At 36.1% G+C, this 23,532-nt stretch carries 19 protein-coding genes; 6 read left to right on the plus strand and 13 right to left on the minus strand.

All coding sequences use genetic code 11. The annotated features are described in order from the left end of the window. Positions 1–319 precede the first annotated feature (319 nt). A complete protein-coding gene (locus P2086_RS16375) occupies positions 320–2,398 on the plus strand; it encodes a T9SS type A sorting domain-containing protein (protein ID WP_317897834.1) in 2,079 nt (692 codons plus the stop codon). 115 nt (positions 2,399–2,513) lie between these two features. Here P2086_RS16375 and P2086_RS16380 read toward each other — a convergent pair whose 3' ends face one another. From P2086_RS16380 to P2086_RS16410, 7 genes are all read right to left on the minus strand, one after another. Then, complete coding sequence (locus P2086_RS16380; RefSeq protein WP_317897835.1) at positions 2,514–5,705, minus strand: T9SS type A sorting domain-containing protein; 3,192 nt, start codon at positions 5,703–5,705, stop codon at positions 2,514–2,516. Positions 5,706–6,296: 591 nt separating this feature from the next. Beyond that, a complete protein-coding gene (locus tag P2086_RS16385) occupies positions 6,297–6,509 on the minus strand; it encodes a hypothetical protein (RefSeq protein ID WP_317897836.1) in 213 nt (70 codons plus the stop codon). A gap of 110 nt (positions 6,510–6,619) precedes the next feature. Beyond that, positions 6,620–9,301 (minus strand): glycine-rich protein, encoded by a 2,682-nt coding sequence (locus P2086_RS16390; protein WP_317897837.1) that lies wholly within the window; start codon positions 9,299–9,301, stop codon positions 6,620–6,622. A 59-nt stretch (positions 9,302–9,360) separates the two neighbouring features. Next, positions 9,361–9,690 carry a hypothetical protein gene (locus tag P2086_RS16395; RefSeq protein WP_317897838.1) on the minus strand — a complete coding sequence of 110 codons (330 nt, stop codon included), beginning with the start codon at positions 9,688–9,690 and terminating at the stop codon, positions 9,361–9,363. 547 nt (positions 9,691–10,237) lie between these two features. After that, positions 10,238–10,756, minus strand: coding sequence for a hypothetical protein (locus P2086_RS16400; protein WP_317897839.1), 519 nt, complete (start codon positions 10,754–10,756; stop codon positions 10,238–10,240). Positions 10,757–10,942: 186 nt separating this feature from the next. Next, entirely contained in the window at positions 10,943–11,176 is a 234-nt protein-coding gene (locus P2086_RS16405) for a hypothetical protein (RefSeq protein ID WP_317897840.1), read from the minus strand. Positions 11,177–11,591: 415 nt separating this feature from the next. Continuing rightward, positions 11,592–13,922, minus strand: a complete 2,331-nt coding sequence (locus tag P2086_RS16410; RefSeq protein WP_317897841.1) for a hypothetical protein — start codon at positions 13,920–13,922, stop codon at positions 11,592–11,594. Positions 13,923–14,075: 153 nt separating this feature from the next. Between P2086_RS16410 and P2086_RS16415 the strand changes: the two genes are divergently transcribed. The 3 genes from P2086_RS16415 to P2086_RS16425 all read left to right on the plus strand — a co-directional run bounded on the left by P2086_RS16415 (position 14,076) and on the right by P2086_RS16425 (position 16,052). Then, complete coding sequence (locus P2086_RS16415) at positions 14,076–14,339, plus strand: hypothetical protein (protein WP_317897842.1); 264 nt, start codon at positions 14,076–14,078, stop codon at positions 14,337–14,339. 130 nt (positions 14,340–14,469) lie between these two features. Next, positions 14,470–15,144 carry a hypothetical protein gene (locus P2086_RS16420; protein WP_317897843.1) on the plus strand — a complete coding sequence of 225 codons (675 nt, stop codon included), beginning with the start codon at positions 14,470–14,472 and terminating at the stop codon, positions 15,142–15,144. Positions 15,145–15,158: 14 nt separating this feature from the next. Further along, positions 15,159–16,052 (plus strand): toll/interleukin-1 receptor domain-containing protein, encoded by an 894-nt coding sequence (locus P2086_RS16425; protein WP_317897844.1) that lies wholly within the window; start codon positions 15,159–15,161, stop codon positions 16,050–16,052. Between the two features lie 385 nt (positions 16,053–16,437). Here P2086_RS16425 and P2086_RS16430 read toward each other — a convergent pair whose 3' ends face one another. From P2086_RS16430 to P2086_RS16445, 4 genes are read right to left on the minus strand one after another with little or no spacing between them, the layout of a single operon-like run. Next, a complete protein-coding gene (locus P2086_RS16430; protein WP_317897845.1) occupies positions 16,438–17,223 on the minus strand; it encodes an SDR family NAD(P)-dependent oxidoreductase in 786 nt (261 codons plus the stop codon). 3 nt (positions 17,224–17,226) lie between these two features. Beyond that, positions 17,227–18,528: an aminotransferase class I/II-fold pyridoxal phosphate-dependent enzyme gene (locus P2086_RS16435; protein ID WP_317897846.1), complete on the minus strand. Its 1,302-nt coding sequence runs from the start codon at positions 18,526–18,528 to the stop codon at positions 17,227–17,229. 2 nt (positions 18,529–18,530) lie between these two features. Next, a complete protein-coding gene (locus tag P2086_RS16440; RefSeq protein ID WP_317897847.1) occupies positions 18,531–19,346 on the minus strand; it encodes an SDR family oxidoreductase in 816 nt (271 codons plus the stop codon). A 2-nt stretch (positions 19,347–19,348) separates the two neighbouring features. After that, entirely contained in the window at positions 19,349–19,597 is a 249-nt protein-coding gene (locus P2086_RS16445; protein WP_317897848.1) for a phosphopantetheine-binding protein, read from the minus strand. Between the two features lie 220 nt (positions 19,598–19,817). Between P2086_RS16445 and P2086_RS16450 the strand changes: the two genes are divergently transcribed. Then, entirely contained in the window at positions 19,818–20,579 is a 762-nt protein-coding gene (locus tag P2086_RS16450) for a polyketide synthase (RefSeq protein WP_317897849.1), read from the plus strand. Further along, a complete protein-coding gene (locus P2086_RS16455) occupies positions 20,569–21,372 on the plus strand; it encodes an SDR family oxidoreductase (RefSeq protein WP_317897850.1) in 804 nt (267 codons plus the stop codon). Before P2086_RS16450 ends, P2086_RS16455 begins: the two co-directional genes overlap by 11 nt. 212 nt (positions 21,373–21,584) lie before the next feature. On the opposite strand, the gene P2086_RS16460 is transcribed toward P2086_RS16455, so the two are convergent. Then, positions 21,585–22,277 carry an enoyl-CoA hydratase/isomerase family protein gene (locus P2086_RS16460; protein ID WP_317897851.1) on the minus strand — a complete coding sequence of 231 codons (693 nt, stop codon included), beginning with the start codon at positions 22,275–22,277 and terminating at the stop codon, positions 21,585–21,587. A 2-nt stretch (positions 22,278–22,279) separates the two neighbouring features. Then, positions 22,280–23,512, minus strand: coding sequence for a hydroxymethylglutaryl-CoA synthase family protein (locus P2086_RS16465; protein WP_317897852.1), 1,233 nt, complete (start codon positions 23,510–23,512; stop codon positions 22,280–22,282). Between the last annotated feature and the right edge of the window lie 20 nt (positions 23,513–23,532).

Raw genomic sequence — 23,532 nt, forward strand, 5'->3', positions numbered from 1 at the left:
AGACAACAGAAACCTTTCACAAAGTTGTCCAACCTCTTTAATTGCCAAAGACCTTCCTGTCTATATCGGGGTGGTGATTTTTTTAAAAGATTTTTTTGAATCATGATTGATGGTTATATGAATAATTGTATTTTAACTTAAGAGCAAGTCCTTTTACTTTTAGCCAATAAGAAATCTCCTGTTCTTTTTTAACTAGACATTTCCAACCTGAACTTCGATTTTAAGTACATTTATACGTTGATTGCAGCCACATATACATTTCTTGTCTAAACCAGTATTGATAATAACTATTTTTAAAAAACTTTAAACCCAATCTCATATGAAAAAACACATGCTACTAATAGTGGTCTTGTTTGCAGCAACAAGTATTCTTTCACAAACTGTAATTAGCTCCAAGCCAGCAGGCATAGTGAATTTCAAATTAATTACAGATATTAAATATTTTAACGAAGGTATACCTTCTGCTAAAATTAATCCTGTAAATCAAACAACATTACCTATTCGTAGTGGCTCAAAACTAAGTTCAACAACTACCTGGCATAGTTTTACAAGCTCAATGAACATTTATGGGGTTTTATATTCCTATTGTAAACCATTACAATGGAATGATGACCTAGACGCTGTAACTTTTATACACCGGAAGGGTGCTGGTTATAATCCTTCACCCTTACCGTCTGCAGATGCTGCAAATGGAGCAATGGTTGTTCATATAACGCTAGATTGTGGTAATCATTGGGACAGTACAGCTCTTTATGCCAATGATTTATACTGGGGGCGTTTTCCTAGCGGTGCAATTTACAATCCACCTTCATCACCTGTTAATACAAATATGAGCAACGCTTATTTTGTTGGCGCAGGACCTACAACGAGTGTCGCTGCCGATAGTTGGGTAGGAAATTTTTATGCCAGCAAACAACTGGGAACCACTAATTATAATAATGCACCCAGCACTGTAACGAATGCCGTGCAGGTAATGTCAAATAATGGGCCACTTCCTCCAAATGTACCAGGCAACCACTATTTAGCAATTTACGATTTTACGGCTACTGATGATGGCAAAATGAGAGTATTGGCTCACATGGGTGCTAGCTCTGATACAGCTGTGATGTTAATGACTGGAACATTTAACAACGGAGTTTTTGACTGGGCAGGAAAAGCCTTTTCTCCCCCGGTAACAGTTGCTATCGATGGAACACGTAATCTAAGTTCACCTTTTTTGATGGCCTGGAACGAATTGGGAACTGTAGGCTACATTGTAATTATGGGTTCAAGAATAGGTGCTAACGCATCAAATGTTGGATTGCAACCAATCGTTTATAAAACAACTAACAGTGGTTCAACCTGGTCTTTGGAAAGTAGTATTGACTTTAACTCTTCTGCCTATTCTGATTTAAGAGACCGATTAGAACCCATTAACGTAAACCCTACACTAAAAATTCCATGTTTTCCGTGGTTTGAAGGAATGGATTGTACTGTAGACGCCAATAATAAATTACATATTTTTACTACACTTTTAGGGCACAAAAGCGGTCACCTCGATTCGCTTAAAATCTACAATGAATTCACCACTGAACAATATTTGTGGCGCCATATACCAGGCAGAAGACCGTATTTGTATGATTTTGTTTATGATGGATCCAACGCAAACCCATCATGGTCGCATCTGTTAATTGATTCTATGTCTACTCAGGTTGCTCCAGGTAACAATGATAATCCATGGGATAATAAAGAGCAGATTGGTGCCCGAATACAAATGAGCCGTACTCCTGATGGCCAGCATTTATTATACAGTTGGGCTGAGTCAGATACATCTCTTACAACCAATCAAAAAAAATTTAACACTATGCCAAATATCAAAACGCGTTTGTATGATGTAAGCGCAGCACTTTTGAGTCCTACAGAATTAGATTTAACTTCTGACGCTTCTTCAAACATCTCCTACCGTGCTATGTGGCATTTTGTTTCGCCGAAATTTAAATTAATTTCAAAAACGTCAACTACTATTACAGCTATGGTTCCTATGACTATCACAAATAGTAATCCATATACATCCTTATCAGAAAATACACATTGGTACTCTTGTTCTCCTTTGTCTTTTGCAAACACATCAACACTCATTGGAATAGCAGAAAATACAGCTAACAGTATAAACAACAGTTCTATTTTTCCTAACCCTGCTAAAAATAATGTTACTGTGAATATTAACCTGATTAACACCTCAAAAGTTCAAATTGATGTACTAAATACTGTCGGACAACTAGTAAGAACTATTCAGTCACAAGCGCAAACAGGTTCTAATTCAATCACTATAGACTTAAGCGGTTTATCAAGCGGTATTTATTTTGTGAATATTAAAGTTGATAATGTACGCAGCGCTAAAAAATTGGTTATTGAATAGAAATTTGTGATTAAGATCGAACATTTTGCAACACTAATTTTGTTACTGTATATGTTACAGATTAAAATAGAAACTTCTCCTGATATAATCTGGGAGAAGTTTCTATACTTAAAATTTAGTTATTGCTTTTAATAAGCTTAACAACCTCATAAGAATCTGTCTGAGTTATTTTGACATAATAAATGCCATTAGCAAACGCATTGATATCAAAACTAACTTTTCCTTCAACATTCTGGTAAGATGAAATTACGCGACCCGTTAAATCACTTATTTCTATTTTGCTTGCTGGTTTATTTAACTCGATAGCAAAAACACCATGAGTTGGATTAGGGTAAAGTTTTGAAACATTTGAACTCGATAATTTAGTCAAACCTGTACACTCTTCAACGGCGAAACTTACAGTTGTTTCTCCTTCACAGCCTTTGTTGTCTGTTCCAATAACCGTATAAGTTGCCGAAGCATTTGGATTTATTGTTAAAGGATTACCAGTTTGAGAAGAGTTGAAACTCGTTAGCCAATTATATGTTCCGGCACCAGACCCTGTTAAGGTTAATTGATCTCCATTACACAATTGTGTTTTAGAAATTAACACCGTGATATTAGGAGCAGGACTCACAGAAACCTGAATTATTGCAGTACCTGCACAACCTAAAGAATTTGTACCAATTACCGAATAAGTTGTAGTTACGTCTGGAGCAACAAAAGTTGATGCACCTTGTGCGCCAGTATTCCAAAAGTAATTACCTCCACCGTAAGCCACTAAGTTAACAGTTTGTCCAGCGCAACCTGTTGGACCATTTACAAACGCCGTCACTTGAGGGGAAGGCATAACATTGATCTTTTGACTCAGAGTTGTTGTGCATCCACTAAGTGCATTAAACCCTGTAAGCGTATATGTTTGTGGGTAAGTTGGAGAAAAAAGACCTACCGTAGATGTTTGACCACCACTCCATAAATAAGAGTCTGCACCAACACCTGTTAATAAAACGTTTTGCCCAGAACAAATTGTAGTGGCGCTTGCATTGATTGATAAGTTAGGTCCATTAATTTCACAAGGAATTGTAATGCTTAAATCATCCCAGGTTAAATATGGCGCTACACCTGCACCAGAAGTAGCTTTCACGGCAACGTAATATAAGCCCGAAAGAGGTACTACAAATGTATTTGAAAGCGGTGTGTAAAGTATAGGTGTTACAGTACCACCTGTTGACGCAACGGTTACCATACCAGCAGGGGTTTGTCCTGCGCCTACCATGATAGACAAATCTGCCCAATCATTAAAACCTGACTCTGTAATATACCACATGGAAGCAGAATAGGTAATTCCGGCAACTAGTTGAATACCGTTAGTGTAGAAGTAACTAGTTCCAGATGGTGAGCTAGAGAAAGAAGCAAAATTACTGCCATTATGCGGAACTCTGTTATTTCCATAAGGAGCAGTATAAGTAAGGTTACTAGTACCAATACTACTTGCAGCCCAAGAACAATTTGGAAGTTCATTTAAAGCAAGTGTTTCGAAACCTTCATGGTAAGGAACAACACTAGTTGTAACCGGTGCTACGTTTACTGATTGCGAAGTAGTTGTATAACTTGAACCGGCTGTACAGGTAATTACCGCTCTGTAATGAATTGTTTGAAGAATTGGACCAGTATTATAACTATTTAAAGTAGCTCCCGAAACAGAGGTAAAAGGGCCAACAGCAGAAGCCGTTGCTGTTTGCCATGAAATTGTATATCCTGAATTCAAATAAGATCCGCTATTTAATAATTCAAGATCGAGTACCATACCAGGGCAAAAAGCCACAGTTGGTGTAACAAAAGAGTTTGGACCAGGAGTTCCCACACACGGTGTGTTAAACGCCTCAACAGCACCCGGATCAGGAAACAAGGCACTCCTCGCGTTTAAACTAAAATCAGTTGCAATTTCTAATGGAGGGCACATATTGTTAACCACTGTAGCAGTTGGCGCGAAATCCCAACCAGCAGGATTACTAAATACTGGATCTGCTTCAGAGCTTCCCATATCGTGAGAAGAAACTGCTTGCCAAGTTGCTAAACTCGTGTAATTTGTGCCAGCATAAACAAGACCATTTGTTCCTGAAGTAGATAACATATTAAAAACATTGTGATCAGAATTCCATGCACTTGATGAAGAACTTGTATATAAACAATATTTAGTACCACTACCTGCACGATCAATTACTACAATGTTATTGTGAACAGGACTGGTTGACGTACTTGAATAAATACCATAAGTAGTGCCTGAAGTGTTACCTGGCCCATCTATGATTACAGTATTATGATAAATTTTATTATAAGTATATGTATTAACATAGATTCCATAAAAAGTACCATTTGAACTAATATCTGAAATAATGTTATTTGCTATTAAATTTTCGTGACCAGAAGATGCTGAAGAAGAAAAATAAATCCCATAACCAGTAGATACACTCGTTGGCGAAACTCCAAATGGATTTCTAATGTGATTTCCATTTATTAGTGCATCGATGGTTCCTGCTCCACAGTAAATACCATAAAAAGTTGAAACCGAACTACGCGTAGGCCGATCGATAATGTTGCTACTTACAATTGTATTTTCGCTGTAATAATTACGTAAACCATAATAATAAAATTCTGTTAAGTTGGAATTTATTACTTTATTGCCTGTATTTTTAGGGGTACCAGAATTACCATAAATAACGGTATTGTAGTATCCACCTGTAATCGTACATGAATTCACCACATTATTGTTACCCGAATTTCCTGAACTCGTAGCACTCGTACCAGAACCACTAATAGAAAATGGTACAAAATTTGATGAGCTCGAATTTATTGGAGCCGTGATGGTACAACTAAGAAATTCATTGTTGTTAGCCTGATTCCATAAATGAACCACTAAACCATAACTTGAACTTGTTCCAATAATATTTAAATTATTAAAGAACATGTAGTCCGCGCCGTTTAAAACCAATGTATGACGATTACTAGAGGAGGTCGCACCAAAAGTTAATACACGGCCATTTCCGTTAATGGTAACGGTATTAGTTGAAGAAATACCAGACGCTTGCGTAAAACTAACTTGTTCAACATAAGGTCCTGAAGAAGGATCAACATTTACAGTTAATGGCCCTGTAACCCCACCTGAATTTAGTGCGGTTGCAAACGCAGTAAAACTTGTAAAATTTGTTACTGATGCAGGTGCTGCATCGTTAATGGTAACAACTCCTGATAATTGTGCAAAAGCCTTTATACTAAAAAGCAGTAAACAGGCGAAAAACACTTTCGTGATTTGGTAATTTTTTTTCATGTGTAAAATATTAAATTGTTATTAAAATAGATCGTACTTAAACAAACTTATTAAAAAAAATAAGTCGACACCAAAAACACATTCATAAAATTTGTTTAATTTTTTTTATTAGAAAAAAACTATACCCGCTGTAACTACCTATTTTATTATATATACAGACGATGTTACAGAAAATAAAATTGACATGCGTCAATTTTTATTTTTCAAAAAGTTGATGAATGCTAATGTTTAAAATTGACGAAATTCAACTGAGTTTAATAAACTGAAATAAATCAATAAATAATATTTCTTCATAATTATGAATTCAAACTACTCAAATACGCACGTTGAATTTTAAATTTTGAAATATTTATTGCGATGCGAACCTTTGGGTGGATAGAAGTTTTTTTTGAAAAAAAATCAAAAGATGCTTTTATTACTCATTTAATACTGTCAGAAAAATAAAGGTTTCATTGTATTTGAATATATGATAATAACCAATCATATACAATTAATTACCATGGAATAGAAAGTTTTATAGAAGCAATGTGTTTACCTCGACGAATGACAAGAGCTTAAAATGAATTAAAAAATGCGTGAATATCTTTCTTATCAATGAGAAATACAGTCTAATTTAAAATACTCAAAAGCGTTGTATTTACCTTCTGCTAATATTAGTTCATTCTTATTGTATGAATGAAAACTTCCACTCTCAGTAATCAATTTAATAACACCTTCAGAAACTGGCGAATATTTATTAAGAAATGTTAGTTGTTTCAATCGATTTATTTTACTGTTCCTGACTGCGTCGTTTCTTTGTTTCATTGTTTTTCCATAAATAAGTTGTTTTGGTGTCAACTTATTTTCAAGACGAGAATAAGAAAATAAAAAAGGCCATCCAAATGGACGGCCTTTTTTATTTTATTCTCGGTAAATCAATGGACGATGATTTTTGTAGCATTATTTGAAGAGCTGTTTTGATCAGCTACAAAATAAATACCTGGTATTAAATCCCTTACTTCATATTTGAAATTATTTTCCACATTGAGACTGATAACACTGGTCTTTTGTCCTAAAGCATTTATCAGCAATAGCTCAAGAGGTCTGTCTGATTGAATGCTAAAGTTTCCTTCACTCGGATTAGGATAAACAAGAATACCTGTTAGGCTTTTTGAAACCTCGCTAAGTCCTGTGCAGGAACTCACAATTGCCTGATAGGAAGTTGTATTATCACAACCATTGGCATCAATTCCCAAAACTGTATATGTTTGTCCGGTGATAGTAGGTGTGATGATCAATATACTATTACTGCTACCTCCAGTCCAGGTATAATTCTGAGCTCCGCTAACAGAAAGTGTATTGGTTTCGTTTTTGCAAATGGTTTCCCGTTGCGGCGAAACTGACAAAGTAGGAAGCGGATTTACTACGATAGCGAAGGTATGGGTAACAGGACAATTAACAGACAAAGTACTTGTCGTAGCTATTAGCGTTACTATTAGGCTTTGAGCAGGTTGTGTAGTGTAAACACCAATGTTTCCGGTAGATGTGGAATTCCAGGAATAATTATTGGCGCCGCTGGCGAATACCGTTACGCTTTTTCCGGCACATACATTGGTATTGGTCGGTAATGTGAGATTCGGAACAATAGCCGAGATGGTAACCGTTTTTTCAGTTGTGCAGGTATTGGTAATATGACTACCTGTTACGGTAAAAACTGTTGTGGCATTCACCGTGGTTACGTAGATGGCTGTTGAAGGACCACCTGTCCATACATAAGAATCGCCTCCACTTGCAGTGATTGTTGCAGTTGCACCTGAACACAATAAAGTTGGATTTGCATTGATATTTATTATAGGAGGAGAATCGACAACCACCAACTGCTGCTGTGTAGAAGTACAACCCACCGTATTCTCGCCAGTAACAACATATAACGTTGAAGTGGAAGGACTGACTGTGATTGTGTTCCCATTCACATTCCCCGGCATCCATGTGTATGTACTCGCTCCATTAACGCTCATGGTTAAGGATTGTCCTTCACAAACAGCCGGAGCGCTACTTACAATGGTAATGGTGGGACTGGGCTTCGTGTTTATTGTCACAGTTTCAGTTCCTGAACAAGTTCCATCCGATCCGAATACAGTATATACCATACTGCTTGCTGGAGCTATAATGGCGGTAATCCCAGTACTGTTAGTCGGATACCAGGTATAATTGCTCACCGAAGATGCCGCTGTTAAAGTAGTTGTTACACCTTGGCATACCAACGTAGAGGTGGCAGAAACAGTTATCTGAACCGGTGTCACGGTTATAGCAGTGGTGGCAGACGCTACGCCACAAGGGTTTTGTCCGTTAACCGTGTAAATAGTAGTTGAAGACGGCGTAAACGATTGTCCGTTTACAACTCCAGAATTCATCCATGTATAGGTTGCAGCGCCACTGGCAGTTAGGGTTGCCGTTTGACCTGGACAAATAGTATTGCTAGGGTTTGAGATACTCATGACAGGCAGGCCGGAAGTTACGCTGACACTTTTACTGGCATTTGCATTACAGGCTAAAGAACTTGTTGCTGCAAGAGAATAAACCGTATTGGTGGTTGGCGCCACTACAATAGAACTGGTAGTCTGTCCCGTACTCCATGAATAATTGCTTGTTGCATTGGTTGTAAGGGTGAGTGATTGTCCGCTGCAAATTGAAGGGTTTGAAGTATTGGTTCCTGAAGAAAAGATGGTAATGCTGCATAACTCTGTAATGAGCACTCTGCCGTTTCCTGTAAGATCTGGATTGGCAACATAACCGGTTTGACCGAACATAATAGTTGTACCACTAGTTACTCCACCAATGTAGCCAGAGCCACCACCACCACCGCCTTGCGATGATGAACTATTGCCAGTAGCACCGCCACCACCACCATAATAACCGCCGCCGCCACCGCCGCCGCCAGACTTAGAAGCTGCTGTACCTCCATCTCCACCTAAACCCAATGCTCCGTTTGTTCCAATTATATTACCAGTGCTTCCACTAGCGAGTCCGCCTGCAAGCTGTGTGCCACCGCCTCCATTGTAAGTATTTCCACCGTTTCCTCCTGATGCTCCTCCTCCATTTCCACCTGGATAAGAAATGCTATAAACGCCGCCACCACCAGCACCAGCAACAATAACACGGTTGCTTAGCGCAGTACCTCCAACACGTACATCAGTACCACCGCCACCGCCGCCGGCACGGTATGATGTTGTAGTAACATAATTATTTGCACCAGACGCACCACCACCATTGAATCCCCCGGCACAAATTTGTCCTACCGTTGTACCGTTAGCGTCTGTTCCCGCTCCGCCTGCATAAATATATATAGTTTGTCCAATCGTTAGATTAAGGATACCAGAAGAATATCCTCCTCTGCCACTATTGGCAATTTGACTTGTTTGATAACCCTTTCCGCCATCGGCACCCCAACACTCTATTGAATAATTACCTGCCGGGAGGGATATGTTTTGTGAACTTCCTGTGTACACGAAAGTGTAGGTTGTTTGTGAGTATGCCGTACCCAAAAAAATGATCAATGCAAGGGCAAAAAATCCTCGTTTTGCGTTTGAAAATAATTTGTAAATATTTTTTTTCATGATACTGTTTGTTTTAGTTTGAGGGAATTACTGTTTTCAATTTTTAATCTGTCACTACACTAGTCTGCACCAGGACTACCGCCACCACTCGGGTTGTAATGCCCTGTAATACGCGTTTCTGTGATCCATATACCTGGTGCAGGCAAGACAAACTGTTCTCTGTTTTGTTTATAAACGGTTACAGATCTCATAAGGTTACTTGTTGAGTGAGAGTTTTTGGTTTGTAATTGCGCAGAACCAATGGCGCCCATAACTCTGCAAGGCTTAAAAGTCAAAGCCTTCTGTGAGTATGAATTCCCTGCGAGCAGAATCGCGAAATTGAGAGATAAATTCCTAGTGGCAATTATGCTCTTACAGCCACAGGATTGAAAGTAATTTTCTTTCCCCATAGTTTAGGATTTAATGTATTTCTAAGATAATAAAAATATCAATCTAAACACAAAAATTTATTGCATCGTAATTTAACAACTATAACCCCTATATTTTTTGAATTTAAAACCTTTTCCATACATATTGAATTACGGAAACCTCCTTGCTCTGCAGGTTACAATAACCAGCGGGGTGTTTCAAATGCCGTATTACGCAATACTACATATGCTCCCAAAAAAAGTGATTGAGAGTTTAAGAGCAAATATTTTATTTATTAAATAATTATAATAAAAAAATCTTCAATAAAATCTAGATTTGCCACGAAGCCAAAAGAGTGCTTGCATTCATCAGCATTAATTATCAAGGAAAAGAAAGTTTAATAAAAGTAATGTGCTTACCCCAACGAATGATAAGGGTTTAAGTGAATTAAAAATTCAGATTTTACTTAGGCCGCAGGATTACAAAACGATAGTTATAAGAACCTGCGGAGCGGAATTTTTTCACGATTAGTAAAAAATAAAATAGTAATTGAAAAATAAACTAAGGCGGCTATGTTCTTTCTATTTATCATTTCACTAAAACAAGATTATAATTACCTGCTATGTCGCGGTTATACAGGCCGTCATGCTTGCAACTCATTTCAATTCTGTTTTTGCTAAGCGAGGTAATTATCCAATACGAACCCCCGCACCATAGCCTAAAAACATTCATGGCGCAACCGCCTTCTGTATGATTATCGCAATCTGATATTCCATTAAAAAACTTAAGTCCATTTTCGCCTGACTTGTATTCAAATAGGTTTTCATAACCGGTTCCGTTCACAATAGGGCTAGGATAATCTTTAGCCTTTTTACTTTTAAAGACCATACGAGCTATCTCTTTATTAGAGTTTAAAGAAGGGAATGCATAAGCTGAAGAATCTAGTCCGTTAGCAATGTATTTATCAACATACCAAACACCATCCCCATCAAATAATTCTTTTATAGGTTCTAAATCATCAGGCAGTTTATCCTTTCTGCAAGCCGTGCTAATAGTTAAAAGGCACACTATCATAACAAGAAAACCAATTTTACTTTTCGTTCTCATATTTTGCATTTCTTTATTATTGAACAAAATTATTATCTTTTAATGCTATTTGGGCGGAGAAATAGGAATTCGAACCCCCAGAACTTCCATTTTTTTCATGACCTTTTTAAATTTCCTTTCATGTCCATTTTTTTTCGAGATACGCTATTATTTTATCAAAACTGGAAATTGCTCTTGTAGACCAAACTATTTTTTTAGCCATTTCTCATACTTTTCCATGACTTGATCATTTGAAATACCATCACCATTGTCGAGTTCCATCAAAGCAAATTCAACATCTGCCTTTACTTTATCGTTGAGTTCATCCCAAAGATCAGCATCCTCAGTTTTGATAAGATTTTTTATTTTCTCAATCAAATCTTTGCTCTCTATGTTTAAAATTAGTTGAGTAAGTTTTAATTTTTCGGCAGAAAGGTTCATGAAATTTAATTTTATGCTTTATAAAGATACAAATTTTCACACACACTTTAAAGCATATATTGACGGTAGAAGCTATTGAAATGGTACAAAACTACCTTAATGTAGAAAGTCACTGAAGATATATATCCTTAAGTCTCAAAACTTCGCTACACTGTAGCTTAATATTCAGAAGAAGTAGGAAAGAAGGGCCGCTTGTATTCATCAACATTAATTATCATGGAATGGAAAGTTTAATAGAAGTAGTATGTCTACTCCAACGAATGATAAGGGTTTATGTGGATTAAAAATCCGAAGTCTGTGCAGTGTATACCGCAGGATTGCATTCCGATAGTTATCGGAACCTGCGGAGCGAGCGTTGGGGTGGTGCTGGGGAGATGGTTCTTTATGGTCAACAGAGGGCTTAGTGATACTGTTATCATTTCAAATAAATTTCTTGTGTTGCATTACATAACCCAATTATATTATTGTTAACAGAGCTAATTCCTTCGTAACGCCCTCTAATTTCATTACTCCAGCAATAAGGAGGTTGATGATATGCAACCAATTCTGTTTTTGTAAGTATGAGTACATTTCCATTTTTTGTGATTTTTTTAGACTTTCTGTTAATTGAATCTATCAGCGTTCTAATCCCCTTTTTTTCTTTATCATTTAAGTGATTTTTTAAAGTAGCGAAAAGTAAAATCGACCCAGGGAATAGGCCATTCAAAATTTTCATCTTTTTAAAATCGTTAGCTTCAAAATCATTATTCGTTTTACATTCTGCCAAAACTAAATATGTTTCAGAAACCCCAAAACGGTTTTCTTGAAAAAAAAGACCTAAATCAACTTCAATTGAGTTTTTTATTTCTATACCTTTGATATTAAAGCTAAAAAGCGAAGTCGTTGGATAGTGAGCATGCAACGTGAAAAAATTATGTGATAATAATACACTGTAAGCTCCATAGGAACGATTCGGTAATCCAAAAGGGCCTTTAGATTTATATGCCGTTACAATTTCACTTGGACTATGAACAGGGGTTGTAAAAGTTGACAGACATTTATAGCATCTTAATTCTTCCGCTAAACTGTTTAACGCATACCAATTCCTTTGTGTACATATTGGACATTGAATCTCAAAACCTAATTCAAATATTTTTTTATCAGTTAATTGTTGCATCAAATCACTAGCTTTAAAGAACAATTTCTGAATTTGAATTATCTTTTTTAATTTACCTAGCACCTCTGATGCTTTTAGGTGGATGTTGTTTTTAAACTGATCCAAAAGATCTACTATCCCTTCTCTTCCAATTGTTAGCATAACTCCGTATTTACCTTCCAGTTGAAAGTACATTTGTTCGGTAAGTCTCCCCGCATAAGACTTTTCCGCAATAAACCCTGATTGCTTAAACCAACTAATCATTATTTCATCAGCTTTAGGAATTAAAAAGCCTACATTCCTTTCATAATTATTTGCTAAATATAAAACTCCATTTTTCGAAATTCGCCATTCATCTCTAAAGCTTGTGTAACTGAATAAGTGGTTTTTTATTCCTTGAGGTATCACTTCGGCATTCAGAGCAGAGGAACTGTATAAGTTATAGTTTATTTCATTTACAAAATAATACTCCCCACTTCTTGGAAAGTCATAATTAAAAAATTTAGGTGCAAGCACCTCTACTTCAATCCTCTCCTTTTGTACAGTTAGCTCGGTTCTCTTTTCATCTGCCATTAGGTCAATGTTATGAATAAAATCAGAAGTGTGAGACCATTTCAACCACATTCTGGGTATCAAAGCCTGAACAAGAAATTTTGGGCTACTTAAATTAAGGCTGGGATTTACGATCTCTTTTAAATATTTTATGAATGTATCAAATTCATGCTTCTCAACCCCAGGCGCCTTTATGACTTTTGCAGTTCTAAATACATTTGGATTAGCGCTAAATACTTCATAGTGTTCTTCAATAAATTTAACGATTAATTCTTTAGTTTCTTGAGATCTGTAACTTTGCTTCGGAATAGGAATTATTCTCCATCCTAAAGCCCTCAAATTCCAATAGGTTATCACATCAAGTGCATTTTTACTATCAACAAATAAAATACATTGACTCTCTTCACGATTAATTTTGAAATCATTTTTTATGTAAAGAAACGAAAGCCGCCTCAAAAACAAATCGGATCGAGTAAGAAATTTACCAAAATTCGAAGTGCTAACCACCTCCTTTTTTGCATCTAAGAGTTTCGAAAAGCTTGTCCAAAAAGATTTTTCCACTTTGTCTGGCATTACACCGAAAATAGCAGAAAGAAGTAGTTCCGCACTAGAGTCAAATTCAGGAATGGTAATCTTTGGCGGATATTTCGGAACAAATTTAAATTCATCAGTCACATATTGTTCTAATATTTCAAATAAACCAATACCATATTTCGGTAAAGCAGTCCTTTCTAATCCATCAAGAATTTCTTTAAAATTTATAACTTTTCGCCCTCTAAAGTTAATTTTCTTAAGATCGACCTGATTTACATTAACGATTATGTCTGGATCAAAGGTTTCGATATAGTTTTCAATGAATTCTTCAGTGGTTATACCTTTCAAGGTGTCTTTAAGAACATTAGGGATTCTTTTGAAAAAAGGAATAACGGCATTGTGCTGTCCAGCCCACAAAAATGTGTTTGCCTTAATAACGTCTAATAGATCGTTGTTTTTTTTATAATCTACAATAAATGCAAACTTGATAGGTCTCAACCTCACTGTAACAGTTCCTGTTGACATACTTATTATTTAAATCCTGTTTTGGTATTTTAAAGATAAGGGTAATCTATTAATAACGTATTAAACCAAAAAAATTAAATGAATGTTTCTGAAGAGTCGCTCTTAAAGTTCATGATTTTTTGTTTTTAATAAAAAACAGTTCATTTTTGTAATATGGGAAGTAGAATGAAACAACATTATGCTAAAGTTAAACGAGATATTTTAGAGTACTTTTTTGGTCGCTATAAATCGGATGGAGAAATAAAAAGATATAATTTATCTGAGATAATCTTCATGCATGGATTTTCACTTACTGAAGTAGGGAATTTTTTGATTCAAAACCACTTGGTTAAGGGTGAATTATTCAGGCCAAGAGAGTTTTCAGCTTGCATATCAGACAAAGGAATAAAAGAGATCGAAAGCACAACTAGAGTTTAAAAATCAAAAAAAGTGTCGGCAAACCAGCTCTTTTTTCTTTACAAAAAAATCATACATTTGAATCGACTCCCATTTCTTTTGTTCTCAGCGTTTTATTTTTTTGAAAATTACTTACTAACCATTTAAGATTATGTCTGAATCCGTAGAAGAAAAAAATCAACTTGTCATTAATTATATGACGTTAAGATGGCTGACAGGATTGCTAGGAATTATACAGCCAATCGGTCTGATAATTTATTCCCTAGTAAAGCGTGAGGAATTGCAAATTTCCATAAGTCATTATTATCATACCGGAATGCGAGACTTTTTTGTCGGAACACTTTGTATGACATCCTTGTTTCTATTTTCTTATAACGGTTATAACAAAAAAGATAAAAGGGATTTTATAGCCAGTAAAATCGCTAGTATTTGCGGTTTAGGTGTTGCGTTTTTCCCAACAACATATAAAACACCAGGAATATGCTTGTCCAATACAGATACTATAGGCTACATACATCTGGCTTGCGCTTGCGGTTTCTTCCTGACACTCGCATTTTTTTCTTTATTTCTGTTTACAGAAAGTGACAAAAAAAAGGAAAATTGGACACTTGAAAAAAAAACAAGAAATAAAATCTATAAGTTTTGCGGAATAGTTATGATAATGTGTGTTTTAATAATTATTGCTTATTTACTACCTCATCCAAAATGCGATCTTTACGATTTAAAACCTGTGTTTTGGTGCGAGGCAGTTGCCTTATGGTTTTTTGGGCTTTCTTGGTTTGTAAAGGGAGAAGCGATTTTAGGAGATAAGGCCAAACATTCTTAATTTTTTATATAGCTATGGCGAAATTAAAAGCTTTCATATCACACAGTAGTAAGGATAAAGCATTTGTTAGAAAACTGAAAGAAGATTTAGACCTTAATGAAATAGATACTTGGATTGATGAAGACGAACTCAAAGTAGGAGACAAACTTTATGATTCCTTAATGTTGGGTTTAGGTTCGTCTTCCCATTTTTTAGTCATACTTTCCGATAATATTAAAGGCAGTGAGTGGGTAGAGGCTGAAATTAATGAGGCTATTAAAAATTTTGATAAAAAAACATTAAGAAAAATTATTCCAGTTCTATTAAGGAAAACGGATATTCCCAAAGGTCTCCAGGATTTATTTAGAGCAGATTTTTCTAAAATCACCTTTACTCTAAAAAATGATAAACTGAATTTTATCGGGGACAGTTATCATACAGAAGTTGAAAAGATAATTAAAGCTATTAAAAGCTCGACGGACTTTACTTTAAATTCAACGGAGAAAGATAAAATTTTTGAAAGAACTGAACAGCAAACGTCAAATGGTAGCGAATTAGGCAAGATTATAGGTCTATACAAAGTAATTGGATTTGCTAGTAAGGAAAGTCGCATAAATTTGATTAATCATCGTTTGAAAAAGTATCCTCAATCACTTTTAACAAAAGTGCCAAAGAATAAAATAATGCCAATTTGTCTGCCAAATTTAGTAAAACAGGTATTTGGTAAGAGGCTTATGGGAGAAGAAATTTATGTAACAATTCAAGGTGGACAGAAAAAATTTATAGGGCATTTTTGTGGATACGTTTCCAATGGACAATTTATCGTTATACCAAAGGAGATCAGGACACTATTAAATTTAAGGTCTCAGAGCGTATATACAGTTGAAATCAATGGAATAAATAAAACCATAACTTTTATTAAAAGATAAACTCACAAAAAACGGAAATCACAACCAGAAAGGAAGAAAAAGCCGTGTTAATGAAAAAAATTTTATGTGATTTAACGGTTAAGAAATAGCCGATATGCTGCTATGAAACGTAGCGGCAAAACTCCAAAATCTTGTTTATATTTAAACCAATGCTTTGGCCAATACACAAGCCTTAACCTCCCGCGCTCCGAAGGATTTGCAATCCTGCGGTAAAAGGCATCTCAAGGAATTTGTAATTCCTACCAATAATTTGAATTTGATCTATAAGTTCCTGAATTAATAAAATCATGTTTATAACATAATTTTATTTACCATCGCTATCAGCAAAAAAAACAGACAGTTAAAAAACTGCCTGTCAAATATTACTCAATAAGAATTGTAAGTACTAAGGTCTCGGGAACATTCCGTCTAATAAAGAATCTCTGAATTTTCGTGGAAGAATTTTACTCAACACAACTAAAAGATTTACATCGCCCGAAGGAACGATTAAATATTTTTTAGAGCCTTTTGCTTGTTTTAATATTTTAACGGCAACCTCTTCTGTTTTCATCAATTTACGCGGTGTTTCTTTTTTCATCCACTCCGGTGCATTTTTTACCTCATTGTGAAACTGAGGTGTATCCATGTCACCAGGACAAGCTACGTAAACATTTATTTTTTTGCTTAGTAATTCGCGACGTAAACATTCGCCAAAATTAATTACACCGGCCTTCGCAGCGCAATACATAGAGTAACCCGCAGCACCCATTAAACCAAAGCCTGAAGAAATCATCAGCACTTTAGTACCGCTTACCAATAAAGGTAAAAAGGTATGCGCAGAAAGAATCGTTCCCCATAAATCAATTTCAAGATCTTGTTTCATTTCTGAAGCACTTGTATAATCAGAAACCAATTTAGTAGTCACAACACCCGCGTTTAAAACCAGGTAGTCAATTTTTCCGTACTCCGACTTAACTTGTTCAGCTACCTTTTTCAAGCCTGCTTCATCTGTGATGTCACAAGAAATTCCTTTTGCTTTTATATTTTGCGCTGCTAATTTTGCAACCGAAGCCGTAATTTTTTCCTGATTTCTGGCTACAATTACAACAGAGTAACCGTCTTTACCAAGTAATTCTGCTAGTGCGTATCCTAGTCCGGATGAGCCTCCGGTAACTAATGCAACTTTTTCCATAAATTATTTTTTTAAGAAATCAAATTTTTCAGCGGCACGTAAAATAATATCTGCTGCTTTATCCAATTGTGCGTGTGTATGCTCTGAAGTAACAAACATGCGGATTCTAGCTCCACCTTTAGGTACCGCAGGAAACTGAATGATACTTGTATCTAATCCTTCACGTTGTAAAAAATCGTTTAGATTTAATGTCTTCGCCTCGTTACCAAAGTTTACAATTACTACCCACGAATCATTTCCCCCCACATGCACTTTGTCTTGAAGTAAACTTCTAAAATAATTTGCATTATCCTTAATTCTTAATCTTCTTTCTTTTCCAAGTTCAGTACCAGCTAATTCGACCACTTTCGCCATTCCACCTGTAACAGCAGGATCTAAAGCACAAGAGAACATTCTGCATTTTGCATACCAGTTCATGTATTGGATAATTTCTTTTTTTCCATACACGCCTCCTCCAACTCCACCAAACGCTTTGCTAAATGTCATCACATAAAGATCTACATCGGCTAAAACACCTTGCATTTCGCAAACGCCTCTGCCATGTTCTCCAGCAACTAAAGCTGAATGTGCTTCATCCACCAAAGTATACGCTCCGTATTTTTTTGCGAGTTCAACAACTCCTTTTACATTTCCATAATCTCCATCTCCACTATACAATCCTTCAATACAAATTAATACACGTGTAAATCCATCACACACTTTTTTAAGAATTTCTTCTAAGTGCGCCATGTCGTTGTGCTTAAAATACGTCATTTCACCACCTGAAAGTTTTGCACCTTCGATGATTGACATATGTGAAGCTTCATCCATTACCACATGATTACCCGGCTTAATAAAAGCAGAAATTGCTCCTAAGTTTACGCTGTATCCAGCTGTAAACAAAGAAACCCCGCGATCAGGCAAACCAAAGAAATTCACAAGTGCTTCTTCCAATTGTTTGTGCACTAAATACGTTCCACTAATAACAGGAGAACTAGAAGCACCAAGACCGTATCTTCCCACCGCATCCTGTGCTGCTTTGATAACATCTGGATGGTAACTGAAACCAAGATAATTGTAGCTCGATAAATTTATAATGTGAACATTCTCACCATTTTGTCTCGCTAAATCTATTTCTGTTTTTTGTGCCGCAGAGCGCACAGCTTCAAAGGTGTAAAGATCTTTCTTATTAAGAATATCTACCCACTCTGAAAATAAATCCATTTCTTCTAATTCAGAAGACATATTCATCATAAACATGTCGTAGGTATAATTCGAAAAATTATCCTGAAGGTGCTTCGACATTGTTTCATCAATTGTTGACATAACTAAGCTGATTTAAGTTTGTTTTTTTGAGATCGGTTATAAATTTCCATCAAATTATCGAAGAAGGTCGTGCCTTTATCAACGGTAACTGTTTCGCCACTAATGGCATCACAATAACCAGAACAAAGACCAACAATGGCTTCCGACAATTCTTCTGGTAAAATCCAGAAATTATCTGGCATAAATTTTTCTACAAATTCTGCTAAATCTTTACCAAATGTATCTTCTAAAGATTTTGTTTTTATTGCACGAGAACGCACAACATTTACACAAACATCGTGTCCACGAAGATGGTAATTAAGATATTTAGCAAATAATTCGATCAAAGATTTAGAAGCTGCAACGTAATCGTAACCCATGGAATAATTATCAGGGCCTGTTGATGACATTCCTAAAATATACTTGGGATATACACCAAAAACTTTATAAATTTCTTTTGTATAGCCAACCATTGGCCATGTTGAATACGAAATACTTTGTTTTAATCCTTTTAAAGAAAGATCATCAAAACTCCTAACAGAAGCAGCAACGGCTACGTTACTAATAAATATATCAACCTTTGACGCGCGTTCTTTTATTTTATTTAATAATGCCGTTGTGTCGTCATTATTCACTACATCCGCCTGAATTAACATCGGTGTAGGAGCTCCTACTTCCTTGAAGCGGTTAAGTATAGCTTGCTCATCATGGTCTCCCCAGCTGTATGTAAGTACGCACAAGGCTCCCCTTTTTCCAAAGGAGAGCCCTGTTTCTAAACCTATACCCCTGGTTCCACCGGTAATAAGTACAACCTTACCTGAGAAATCCGGGAAACTCATAATTATGCAGTTTTAGGTGCAAATGCTTCGAATTTGTCAATTAATCCAGAAATGTTCTGAATGTCTGATAATTCGGTACGTGGTATTTTTACTTTCAGCTCACGCATAGATCCTGAAACAATTTCTACGATATCTAAACTGTTAGCACCGTAATCTGTGAATTTTTTTTCAGGGTCAATTCCTGCGGCAATACCCGGTACGGACTTAGCCAAATGCTTTTCAATAACTTTTAAGATTTCTCCTCTTTCCATGTAAACTAAATATTATATTTTTTATAACTAATTGAGTAAAGGCCAAAATTAATAAAATTCACTTGTTATTCATATTTTTAATAAACAAAATATATATTTTTATTCACGTTTACGCGAAAATTGATAAACAAGGCCTTTAGAGCCCAATTATTTGTTATTTTTGCCCGCTAATGTTAAATATTAGTTGAATAAGCAACTAGTACGAGAAGCTTTTATACGAATGGGATCGACTTCAAAGAATAGTTCAATAAACCTAACGTCTGAGTCAAATGGCGTTTTCACTCTTTTTATGGCGGATGCGGGAAGCAAAAATGCCTTAACGCCTGAATTTGTTGAATCTTTGGTGGAATGCTTACACTCCATAAAATTAAACGATGCCATAAAAGTGCTGGTTTTAAAAGGCCTTCCTGAAGTATTTTGCTCTGGGGCAGATATGGATACGCTTGTGAAACTCTGCAAACGCCAACTTAAACCGGTGGATATCATTCTTTCGAAAATGATGTTGGATATTCCCATTCCTGTGATTTCTGCGATGGAAGGCCACGCAATAGGAGGCGGATTGGCTTTGGGTCTATGTGCCGATGTTGCTGTGCTTGCAGAAGAAAGTCGCTACGGCTGTTCTTTTATGAATATGGGTTTTACACCAGGTATGGGAATTACCAAATTAATGGAACATTATATGTCTCCTGCTATCGCCCAAGAGATGCAGTATACTGGTAAGTTTTATCAGGGCAGGGACTTAATTGGAAAAACAAATTTTAATTATATTCTTCCAAAAGAAGATGTTCTTGAAAAAGCAAATGCTTTAGCGGAATCAATGGCTGAAAAGCCTAGAAAAGCTTTAGCCGTTTTAAAACGTTATCAAAGTATGCAACGCCGTAAATTGTTTGAAGAAACATATAGCATTGAAACCATGATGCATGAATTAACTTTTAACGAAGACGAAATTTTAAAAATTATAAAAGAAAACTATGTCAGATAAGAAAACAAAACGTGTAGTTCTCATAACAGGAGGAACTAAAGGAATTGGAAAAGAAATTGCATTTAAATTTGCCGAACATGGCGATCAGTGCATTATCACGTATGGTTGGGGAAGTATCGAAGATTCTGATTTTTTAAATGAGTTTAAAGCAAAAAATCTTCCTGAGCCTTTTTTAATTCAGTCGGATGTTATCAATAACGAAGACACTGCCAATTTAATGAACGAAATTAAAACGCGTTTTGGCACAGTAGATATTTTTATTTCAAACGTTTCTTTTGCAAATCTTGTAAAAGGCATCGACGATTATAGTGAAGCCGCTCTTCTTAAAAGTATTGAATACAGCTGTTGGCCAATGATTGAATACACACGCCAAATGAAAACCATTTTAGGAAAATATCCTAAATACGTGATGGGTCTTTCATCTCATGGTCCTGATAGGTTTTATGTGAACTACGATTTTGCTGCTGCGACAAAAACTTTAAACGAAGTTTTGGTAAAATATTTGAATTACCATTTTTACGATGAAGCTGTGATCTTCAACATTCTTCGTACACGTCCTGTTATTACAGATTCTTTATTAATGACTGTAGGAAAAGAGTGGAAAGAATTTATTGAAAAATATGATATTCCAGGCACACACGTCGATCTTGAAGAAGTGGCGAATGTGGCTTACATCATGTGCAGCGGTTTAATGGACGGTATTAGAGGTCAAACCATTAATGCAGATAAAGGATATAACTTTATTGAGGGATATTCTTACATGTATAAAAATCGTGAAGAGTTTGGGATTTAATCTGCGGGGAAAATAACCACTAAGACACTGAGAAGCACTAAGAAATTGGTTGGCAGTTGGCGCTCGACTGTTTTAACCACGGAGGCACTAAGAGCACTGAGAATCACTAAGAAATCAATTGGCAGTCAGCAGTTGGCAGTAAGTGATACAAACTATCAAAAACTCCGTGCAACTCTGTGATCTCCGTTACTCTGTGGTAAAGAGATGCCGGACTACATAAAATCAGAAATATCTTTTAATCTCTGTTTTATATCGGGTTCTTGTAAGCGTTTATTCAGAATATTCATGCCTCTTACAGCAAGCTCATCTTTATTAGCATTCGAAGTATAAACGATTTCTTTTATATCATTCACTGCATCGGGCTTACACGATCGCATTGAATTAATTGCATCTGTCAGTGCTTTTTCTTGGTCGTTTGTAATTTCGTCAACAACGCCAAATTCTTTTGCAATAGAAACAGAATATTTTTTTCCGGTAAATACCATTTTTTTAACCAGCTGCGGACTCAAGCGGTTTAACAAAGAAGGTAAAATCATTCCTGGTATTAATCCTAATAAACCTTCGGGTAAAGAAAATGTACTCGATTCATCAGCCACCACGTGGTCACAAGCACACACTACCCCCATTCCCCCACCAGATACAACGCCTTTTACCAAAGCAATAGAAATAAATTTACCGCATTGCAACTTTTTTAAAAAGTCTGCATAGTGTTTCATGTCATGATGATGATCAGCCTCTTCGCTGTTGGCAACCCAAGATAAATCGAGTCCGTTACAGAAAATAGAACTACTCCCTTTTAATACAACAAAGCGCACATTTTGATTTTCGCATTCGAGTAACTGCGCATTTAAACTGCTAATAGATGCGGGATTTAGAACTTCCGGAATATTTATTTCTTTATACATGATTAACTAAAGGCGTAACTCCTATAATAATCTTTTGTTCCTGTATAAGTCAATAAGCCTTTACCTTTGTAAGCCTTTTCATACAAGCCTTCTACAGCATTGTAATCAGGAGTGAATTCACGGCTTTTAATACGTTCTTCACGCGCTAGTTCCATTGCCTCGTATTGTTTTACGGTAATAGGAAAACGTTTGCTGATTAAATCTGTTAAGCCCGTACCCAATGCAATTTCTTTTGATTTTGCGGTAGTTTGCATCACATAAAATTCAGCGCAAGAACCAGATCCGTATGAAAACACACTTATTCTATCTTCTGCTTTTAAATCATTTACCACGCTTATAGTTGAGAGTAATGCAATAAAAACGCTACCTCCATAAGTACCACCAATACGTTTTGAAAAATTAATGGAAGGAGATACTTTGTTTGTCCAACTTTCTAAAATCGCTTCATCCGTTACATCATAATTACTCATACGCATTAATTGTTTGTGCGCACGGTAGCTAATACCACTAAATGGTACATGATAAACATGGTATTTAAAATAAGAATCGTAATCAATAGTGCCGACATTTAATTCAAAATCCTCATAAGTCGCTGCTAGTGCTTCCATGTACGAATACAAACTATGCTCACTGTTACCTGTTTCTAACCAAGGTAAAGGACGAATAACATCGGCCACTTCATGTGCATATAAACCAAATTTTTCCGTCTCTAATACTAAAAATTCTGGTTGATCGGAAACCAACATCGCTACTGAACCGCCACCACAAACGTATTCCCAAGGACGGTGAATAGAATTTAAACTTTCGTCCGTACTAATAATAAGCGCTTTTTGACCTTTGCGCGCCATGCCTGAAGAAAGCCATGACACAGCCATTTTTAATGCGGCCGTTCCAGAATAACAAGCAATCTTAACTTCGAAGTGACGACAAGCACTTGGTAAACCTAAATGTTGTAAAACCCATGAACTCACGGATTTTTCGTTATCTAAACTCGTTTCAGTACCAACTATGAGTAATCCAATAGAAGCAATATCTTCTTCTGTAAGCATTGGTTTTGCTGCATTAACAGCCATCGTTACTGTATCTTCCCAAGGTGGATTCACACTGCGTGTTTCAACCATAAGTTCCTTGCGCATGTGCTCAACATCGTAATTACGAGCAACTGCTAGCTCTTCAAGATTAAGTTGAAGGGCTGTAGGATACACTCTAATTTTTTCTATTCCGTATTTTTTCATTTTATTCCTTCAAATGGGAA

This window comes from Aurantibacillus circumpalustris (genome assembly GCF_029625215.1).
GTDB classification, from domain to species: Bacteria; Bacteroidota; Bacteroidia; order B-17B0; family Aurantibacillaceae; genus Aurantibacillus; species Aurantibacillus circumpalustris.